Raw genomic sequence first — 5,635 nt, 5'->3', positions numbered from 1 at the left:
GGCCGCCGCGCTGGAGCGCGTGGCGGCGACGCATGCGGAGCTGGCGGCGCGCAAGCGCAGCCTGGCGCAGGCCGACACGGCCCGGCTGCTGCGCGCGCAGTCGCTGGAGCTGCGCCGCCTGATGGCCGCGGCGCCGCCGATACCCGTGGAGCCGCGTTGACGCCGCGGCGCAGGCAAGAGGGAAGAACGGCATCGTGCTGAGGCTGGGCTACAAGGCATCCGCGGAGCAGTTCGGTCCTGCCGTTCTGCTCGACTTCTGCTGCCAGGCAGAACAGGTCGGGCTCGATTCCGTCTTCGTCAGCGACCACTTCCAGCCCTGGAAGCACACCGGCGGCCATGCGCCGAGCTCGCTGGCCTGGCTGGGTGCGGCGGGCGCGCGCACCACGCGCGTGGTCATCGGCACCAGCGTGCTGACGCCGACCTTCCGCTGGCACCCCTCGGTCGTCGCGCAGGCCTTCGCGACGCTGGGCGCGATGTTCCCAGGCCGCGTCGTGCTGGGCGTCGGCACCGGGGAATCGCTGAACGAGGTGCCGGCGACGGGGCAGCCCTGGCCGGAGATGAAGGAACGCTTCGCGCGCTTCCGCGAGGCGATCGCCCTGATCCGCCAGCTGTGGCGCGAGGAGCGCGTGACCTTCGAGGGGCAGTACTACCGCACCGAGAGTGCGACCATCTACGACAGGCCGGAGACGCCGGTGCCCATCTACGTCGCCGCGGCCGGGCCGCAGGTGGCGAAGTATGCCGGCCGCGCCGGCGACGGCTTCATCTGCACCTCCGGCAAGGCGTGGGAGCTCTACACGGAGAAGCTGCTGCCCGGCGTCGTGGCGGGGCTGGCGGAGCAGCCGGAGCGCGACCCCGCGGCCTATGACCGGATGATCGAGATCAAGCTCTCCTTCGACACCGACGCGGCGCGCGCGAAGGAGGAGACGCGGCATTGGGCGGCGCTGGCGCTCTCGCCGGAGGAGAAGATGTCGGTCGAGGACCCGGCGGAGATGGAGCGTCTCGCCGCCGCCCTGCCGCTGGAGCGCGCCGCCAGCCGCTGGATCGTGACCGCCGATCCGGAGGAGGTGGTGGCGCGCGTGAAGCCCTATGTCGATCTCGGCTTCCGCCACCTGGTGTTCCACGCGCCGGGTCCGGACCAGGCGCGCTTCCTGCGGCTGTTCGGGGCCGAGGTGGCGCCGAGGCTGCGGGCGGCGCTCGGGTAGGGCCGATCGCCCGACGGCTTGGACCCGCTGCGCCAAGGGCGCGCGGAATTGTCGCCTTCACGGGCGGCTTGCTGCCACACTGCGCAGGACGGCGGGCCGGACACGCCGCGTGCGGCACAGGGAGGGCAGGATGCCCAGGACAGGACGGCGTGCGCTGCTCGCGGCGCTCGCAGGCGGCACGCCTGCCGCGCCGCGCGTGCTGGCGCAGGGCGCGGCGGCGGAGTTCCCGAGCCGGCCCATCCGCATGATCGTGCCCTACGCGCCCGGCGGCACCTCCGACACGATGGCGCGGCTGGTCGCGCCGCCGATGCAGGCGGCGCTGGGGCAGACGGTGCTGGTGGAGAACCGACCCGGCGCGGGCAGCCTGCTGGGCACCGAGATGGTGGTGCGCGCGCCGGCCGATGGCCACACGCTGCTGCTGGCGGACACGCCGCTGACCACGGTGGCGTCCATGCATGTCGCGGCCGGCCGGCCGGCGCCCTACGACCCGGTGCGCGACCTGGCGCCGGTCACGCAGCTCGGCACGGCGCCGGCGGTGCTGTTCGCGAGCCCGACCTTGCCGGTGCGCGACGTGCAGGGCTTCTTCGCCCGGGCGCGGGAGCGGCCGGACAGCATGTCCGTCGCCTCGTCCGGCGTCGGTTCCACCACGCATCTGATGGCGGAGCTGTTCATCGCGCAATCCGGCGCGCGGATGGCGCATGTACCCTATCGCGGCGGCGGGCCTGCGCTGCAGGACGTCGCGGCGGGCAACGTGCAGGCGACGTTCCTGGCCTGGGCCTCGGGTGCGGCGCTGGTGCAGGGTGGGCAGGTGCGCGCGCTCGGCGTGGCGGCGGCGGCACGCCTGCCGGACCTGCCGGACGTGCCGACGCTGCGCGAGCAGGGCCTGGACCTGGTGGCGAGCTTCTGGTGGGGTCTGGTCGGCCCGCCAGGGCTGCCCGTTACGGTGCGGGACCGGCTGCTGCAGGTGGCGACACGGGCGATGGACACGCCGGACGTCACCGCGCGCATGGCTGCGCTGGGCGTGCAGCGCGAGACCGGCGGGCCGGAGGCATTCCGCGCGCACATCGCGCGCGAGAGCGAGCGCTGGGGCGGCGTGATCCGCGCGGCGGGCATCCGCGCGGAGTGAGGCGCGGCGCGGCGCTCAGCCGGAGGAGAAGCGGCCGATGCGGATGGCGCGGGCGATGCGCTCGTGCTCGGCGTAGCTGTCCGCCATCAGGGTGCGCATCTCCGCCGGGCCGATGCGCGTCGGCACGATGGCGAGGCTGCGCATGGCCTGGAGGAAGCCGGGCGCCTGCGTGCCCTCGAGCAGTGCGTCGGACCAGCGGGCGGCGACGGGAGCGGGTAGGCCGGGCGGGCCGCCCATGCCGACCCAGGGCCGGATGCCCCAGGAATAGCCGAGCTCGGGCAGGGTCGGGACCTCGGGGAATTCCTCGCTCTTGTCGGTGTTGAGCAGGGCGATCAGGCGCAGCGAGCCGTCGCGCACGGCGGGCAGTACCTCCCCGGCCACCACGGCGCACATGACGTGGCCGCCGAGCAGCGCGGTGGTGGCGGGCGTGCCGCCGGTGAAGGGCACGAAGGTGACCTCGATGCCTTCCTCGGCGGCCAGGCGCGCCGTGTTCAGGTGGCTGTTGGCGCCGATGCCGGCGACGCCGATGGTGAGCCGCCCCGGTTCCCGCCGGGCGAACTGGATCAAGTCGCGCAGGCTGCCGAAGGGCGAGTTGCGCGCCACGGCGACGAAGCCCAGGAAGATGCCGTAGACCATCAGCGGCGTGAAATCCGTGACGGGGTTGAAGGGCAGCTGCAGCAGCTGCGGCGCGACGGCGTTGGTGTTCACCGAGAGCAGGCCGAGCGTGTGGCCATCGGGCCGCGCGCGGGTCAGCTCGCCCAGCATGATGGTGCCGGCGGCGCCCAGCCGGTTCATCACCGCGATGGGCTGCCCCATGCCGGGTTCCACCGCGCGCGCCAGGGCGCGCTGCGTCACGTCGAAGGCGCCGCCGGCATTGAAGGGCGAGAGGAAGGAGACGGCGCGGTCCGGCGACCAGCGCGGCTGCGCGACGGCCATCGCGGGCAGCGCCAGGGAGGTTGCGATCAGCTGCCGACGCGACAGGCGCATGGTGGTGGCTCCTCGGTGTCTGTCCGCGAGCCTATGGGACGCTGCCGCGGCGCGGTAGCGGAAAGCTGCGCGCGCCGCGATCAGGGCAGGGGCAGGATCGCGGCGACGCCGGGCAGCGCCGCGACGCGCGCGGCCCAGTCCGCCAGGCGGGGGTAGCGCGCCGCGATGTCCGCGTCCTTCCAGCGGTGTACGACGATGGGATAGAGCGCGAGGTCGGCGACGGAGAGATCGCCGACAAGGAAGTCCTGCCCGTCCAGCGCCGCCTCCGCATCGCGCAGGAAGCGGGCGAGCCGCGCATCCAGGAAGCCCTGCGTCTCCGCCGTCATGCCGGGGATGAGGCCGTGACGGCCCATGAAGACCAGGGAGGCGGCCGGGTTCACGTCGGTCAGCGCCTGCATCAGCCATTGCAGCGCCCGCGCGCGCGGCGCGCCGGAGGACGGCAGCAGCCGGCCTGCCTTCTCCGCGAGGTAGAGCAGGATCGCGCCGGACTGCGCGAGCGCCAGCGGCTGCGGCAGGCCGGGGTCCCGGTCCAGGATCGCGGGCACCGCGGCGGCCGGATTGATGGCCAGGAAGTGCGGCCGGCGCTGCTCGCCCGCCGCGCGGTCCACGGGAATGACGCGGTGCGGCAGCCCGAGCAGGGCGAGCGTGATCGCCACCCTCTGGCAGTTCGCGGTGGGCGCCGTGTAGAAATCGATCATGCAGCTGCTCGATCCTGCCGTCGGCCATTTCTGCACCGACTACGCGACGGCGCGCGAGCGCTTTCTGGCCGCGGCCACCGGTGCCGGCGCGCGCATCGCGAGCCACCGGCATCCGCTGTCCGGCCCGCGCGGCGAGGTGCTGGCCTGCGACACCGCCTGGCTGGGGCCGGAGGATGCGCCGCGTGTGCTGGTGCTGGTCAGCGGCGCGCATGGGGTGGAGGGCTTCGCGGGATCGGGCCCGCAGATCGACCTGCTCTCGCGCGGGCTCGCCCGTGCGCTGCCGACGGGCACCGCCTGCCTGATGGTGCACGGCATCAATCCGCACGGCTTCGCCTGGTGGCGCCGCACCACGGAAGAAGGTGTGGACCTCAACCGCAACTTCGTGGATTTCGCCGCGGCGCTGCCGGAGAACCCGGGCTATGCGGAGCTGGCCGACGCCTTCGTCACGCCCGACCTCGAGGAGGCGACGCTGCAGCGCGCGGAGGCGCGCATGGCGGAGTACCGCGCCCGCCATGGGGAAGCCGCCTACCTGACCGCGCGCGGCAGCGGGCAGTACACGCATCCCGGCGGGCTGTTCCATGGCGGCACCGCGCCCAGCTGGTCGCGCCGCCTGACGGAGCAGCTGATCGCGGCGCATGCGATGGCCGCGCGCGCGGTGGCGGTGGTGGACCTGCACACCGGGCTCGGCCCCTATGCCCATGGCGAGCTGATCGCCGGCGCGGAGCCTGAGAGCGAGACGGCGGCGCGGCTGCGCGCCTGGTACGGACCGACGCTGACCGAGCCCCAGCGCGGCGGGTCGATCATCGTGCCGCAATGGGGCATGGCGCATCTCGGCTGGTCGCGGCTGGTCGGCGCGGGGCTGACCTTCGCCTATCTGGAATTCGGCACGCGACCGCCCGCGGTGATGCAGCGCGCGCTCTGCGCCGATCACTGGCTGCACGCGCAGGGCACGCCGGACTGGGACGCGCCGCTGACGCGCGGCATCAAGGCGCAGATGCTGGACGCCTACCTGCCGGCGCGCGACGACTGGAAGGAGATGGTGCTCGCCCGCGTCCGCCAGGTGGTGCGGCAGGCGTTGGTCGGGCTCTCGGCGCAGTAGCGTCCTGCAGGCCGGGCGAGCCGATCAGACCTCCGGGCCTGACGGCCCTGCGGTGATCGGGGCGCCTCAGTCCAGCGCCTCGCAGCCGGGCACCGTATCGGGCAGGCCGGCCAGCCGGAGCGCGTGGCGGTAGAGCAGCGCGTTGACCGCCAGGCAGGGCAGGCCGAGCCAGCGCTGCGCCTCCTCCGCCAGCCCGACCGAGGCGAGGTTGGTGCCGAGCTGCAGCAGCAGGTCGCAACCTTCCGCCGCCAGGGCGCGCAGCCCGGAGACGATCGTCGCCGCCTCGGTCTGCGCGATGGCGAGGTTCGAGGCGGCGCCGGTGGAGCGCAGCACGGCATCCGGATGGCCGGCTTCGGCCAGGAAGGCCGCGATACGCGCATTGGCCACGGGGCGGAAGGGCGTCAGCACGCCGATGCGCCGGCCCCCGCCGAGACGGCGCAGCGCGTCGAGGCAGGCGGCGTCGGCGGTGGCGACAGGCACGCCGGCGGCCGCCTCCAGCCGCTGGCGCAGCGCGGCGCCGCCA

Annotated in this window: 6 protein-coding genes; 3 read left to right on the top strand and 3 right to left on the bottom strand. The window is 74.3% G+C overall.

The features are described 5' to 3' along the window. Positions 1 to 194 precede the first annotated feature (194 nt). Positions 195 to 1,202: a glucose-6-phosphate dehydrogenase (coenzyme-F420) gene (fgd, locus tag OZN99_RS23940; RefSeq protein ID WP_270937762.1), complete on the top strand. Its 1,008-nt coding sequence runs from the start codon at positions 195 to 197 to the stop codon at positions 1,200 to 1,202. Positions 1,203 to 1,332: 130 nt separating this feature from the next. Next, on the top strand, positions 1,333 to 2,328 hold the full coding sequence (locus tag OZN99_RS23935; protein WP_270937761.1) for a Bug family tripartite tricarboxylate transporter substrate binding protein: 996 nt from the start codon (positions 1,333 to 1,335) through the stop codon (positions 2,326 to 2,328). 15 nt (positions 2,329 to 2,343) lie between these two features. Here OZN99_RS23935 and OZN99_RS23930 read toward each other — a convergent pair whose 3' ends face one another. Beyond that, positions 2,344 to 3,315: a tripartite tricarboxylate transporter substrate binding protein gene (locus tag OZN99_RS23930; protein WP_270937760.1), complete on the bottom strand. Its 972-nt coding sequence runs from the start codon at positions 3,313 to 3,315 to the stop codon at positions 2,344 to 2,346. 80 nt (positions 3,316 to 3,395) lie between these two features. Then, positions 3,396 to 4,013, bottom strand: a complete 618-nt coding sequence (locus OZN99_RS23925) for a glutathione S-transferase family protein (protein ID WP_270937759.1) — start codon at positions 4,011 to 4,013, stop codon at positions 3,396 to 3,398. Between OZN99_RS23925 and OZN99_RS23920 the strand changes: the two genes are divergently transcribed. Beyond that, positions 4,012 to 5,112 carry a M14 family metallopeptidase gene (locus OZN99_RS23920; RefSeq protein WP_270937758.1) on the top strand — a complete coding sequence of 367 codons (1,101 nt, stop codon included), beginning with the start codon at positions 4,012 to 4,014 and terminating at the stop codon, positions 5,110 to 5,112. The two genes, OZN99_RS23925 and OZN99_RS23920, sit on opposite strands and share 2 nt — an antisense overlap. Before the next feature lie 66 nt (positions 5,113 to 5,178). On the opposite strand, the gene OZN99_RS23915 is transcribed toward OZN99_RS23920, so the two are convergent. After that, positions 5,179 to 5,635, bottom strand: a 457-nt coding sequence (locus OZN99_RS23915) for an aspartate racemase/maleate isomerase family protein (protein ID WP_456299896.1), incomplete at its 5' end; no start/stop codon positions are given.

The sequence above is a fragment of the Falsiroseomonas oryzae genome (assembly GCF_027856955.1).
Lineage (GTDB): Bacteria > Pseudomonadota > Alphaproteobacteria > Acetobacterales > Acetobacteraceae > Falsiroseomonas > Falsiroseomonas oryzae.
Note: the sequence above shows the minus strand (reverse complement) of the source record. Positions and strands in the feature narration are given on the sequence as shown.